The organism is Rhizobium sp. P1_E1 (genome assembly GCF_056406015.1).
Window position 1 is genome coordinate 1 of record NZ_JBFUAY010000451.1, and the last position, 1,851, is coordinate 1,851.

2 protein-coding genes and 1 pseudogene are annotated in these 1,851 nt (G+C 57.1%); all 3 read right to left on the reverse strand.

Features of this window, described 5'->3' with window-relative positions:
* The coding region (locus AC1D1Z_RS36970; RefSeq protein WP_477853777.1) for an SDR family oxidoreductase at positions 1-662 on the reverse strand (662 nt) is incomplete at its 3' end.
* Between the two features lie 315 nt (positions 663-977).
* Positions 978-1,544, reverse strand: coding sequence for a nuclear transport factor 2 family protein (locus tag AC1D1Z_RS36975; protein WP_065277606.1), 567 nt, complete (start codon positions 1,542-1,544; stop codon positions 978-980).
* A pseudogene (locus tag AC1D1Z_RS36980) lies at positions 1,522-1,851 on the reverse strand (hypothetical protein); the annotation flags it as partial. The gene AC1D1Z_RS36975 and the pseudogene AC1D1Z_RS36980, both read right to left, overlap by 23 nt.

Sequence of the window (1,851 nt, forward strand, 5' to 3'; positions counted from 1 at the left end):
GCCCGAGCGACCTCGTCAGGCCGAGCCATGCGCCCCATTGGTATGCGGCTCCTGACTTGAGCAGAACGGATTTTGCCCGCGCGTTCTAACTCCGCAATCATCGGCGTGCGCACGTAGCCGGGCGCTACGGCGCACACGCGGATGCCGCGTGGAGCCCATTCGCATGCCAACACTTTTGTGATCGCGATCAAGCCCGCTTTTGATGCGGCATATGCGTTGCGATGAGGGTTGGCTAGTAATCCAGCGACCGAGGCGACGTTTGCGATCACGCCGCCAGGCTTCATTCGTCGCGCTGTCTCGCGCGCCATGATATTAGGTCCAACGAGGTTTACCCGAAGGGCGAGTTGAAAATCTTCGACATGGGTATTCGATGTCGCCACCAGGTCAGGCCCCACCGCCGCATTGTTGACAAGCACATCAATATGCAAAAACCGTTCTTCGATACGACTGTATAGCGACAGGATGTCTTCCTCGCGCGAGACGTCGCACTCGAGACAGAGATGCGGATACTCGAGATGGCGTGCCATCTCGAGCACGCCACTGTCAGGGAGATCTACGGCGACGACAGTGTCCCCGCCTGTGGCAAAAAGATCGACCAACGCGCGGCCAATCCCGCCTGCAGCACCCGTGATCACGACGACGCGCCCTAGCTGCTGTTTCATGAGAACTCCTCTGCACGCTGAGTGTCGGGCCTCGCTGCAGGAGCCCGGGAATGCAACGTCGGCATTTTCCTGAGGCAGAGCCGCATTCCGACCCTTTCTTTAGGAACGCGTCTGCACAAGTGAAGCAACGCTGGGGCCGTTCTCTCAGGAAAACGTTGAGACGAGATCTCTTTGTACTCTCGTAATTGCTCCGCCAACACCGGGCTCTTGCTGGATGAGCACGTCGGCGGCGCAGATATGAAGATCAAGAGACAACCATTTGTGCGCATCGTCTCTAAGCAGACACAAGGGGGAGGAAACGGTGGATGTTGCAGATCAATCATGGTCATTCGCCTCCGATGTTGGTCCACATCTCGGGCTGGTGCCTTTGAGAAGCGCATAAATCGGATCATTCGGATGCGGCGCTCCAATTGGCCGTCGTGATGCGAACCTTTCGCTGTCAGGCAGTCCGGGTGGGATCTGCTGCTCAATCCAATCGTAAATCACTGTTCGGGCTATGATGCGCCACTCCCCTTCCCGCTTGTGGAACAGATCGCCGTAGCGGCCGCACAGGAGCACCTGCCGTATCTCACCGCCTGCRTCCGGTCCACGTTGAAGCGCCGTGAAATAGCTCTCGACCGTGGCCTCTGACGGGCTGGAGAATTCAATCAGTATATTCGCTATCTGATGAACATTGCGCGCCTCGGTCTCGAAGATGCCAAGCGCAAGTCGGATAAAGCCCTCGGATGGTCCAGAATAGCCCCCATGGTTGTCATGCGCATCCGGCCAGTACGCGCTGCGCAGCGCCGCCTCATCCCCCCGGTCAATCCCGCGGCAATACCGGTAGAGGCAGTCTCTGATGGCCTCGCGGTCGAGTAGCTCACTGATATTGGCTTCGTCCATTGTTTTTCCCACCATCGTTGAGTTTGTTAGGACCAGTCAAAATTAAATATTTGAGCCCGAGTACATGACCCCGATGGGTCATCGGCGACATACCTCTTTGATTCGAAAGGTGGGGATCCGAGTCAGCCAATCGCGGTTAGCAATCATCGTTGCGCAGGAAACGCTCCCTTACGCATCGACAGTCCTTCGAAGTCCACGTCTTTCGTAGCCACGCGCTAATCTGAACGCTTGAATAGGCACGCAACAATTCTTCAACTGCTTTTGCGATCCGGGTCGGCTCTCTCCGCAGCGATTCCTGATCCTCCGG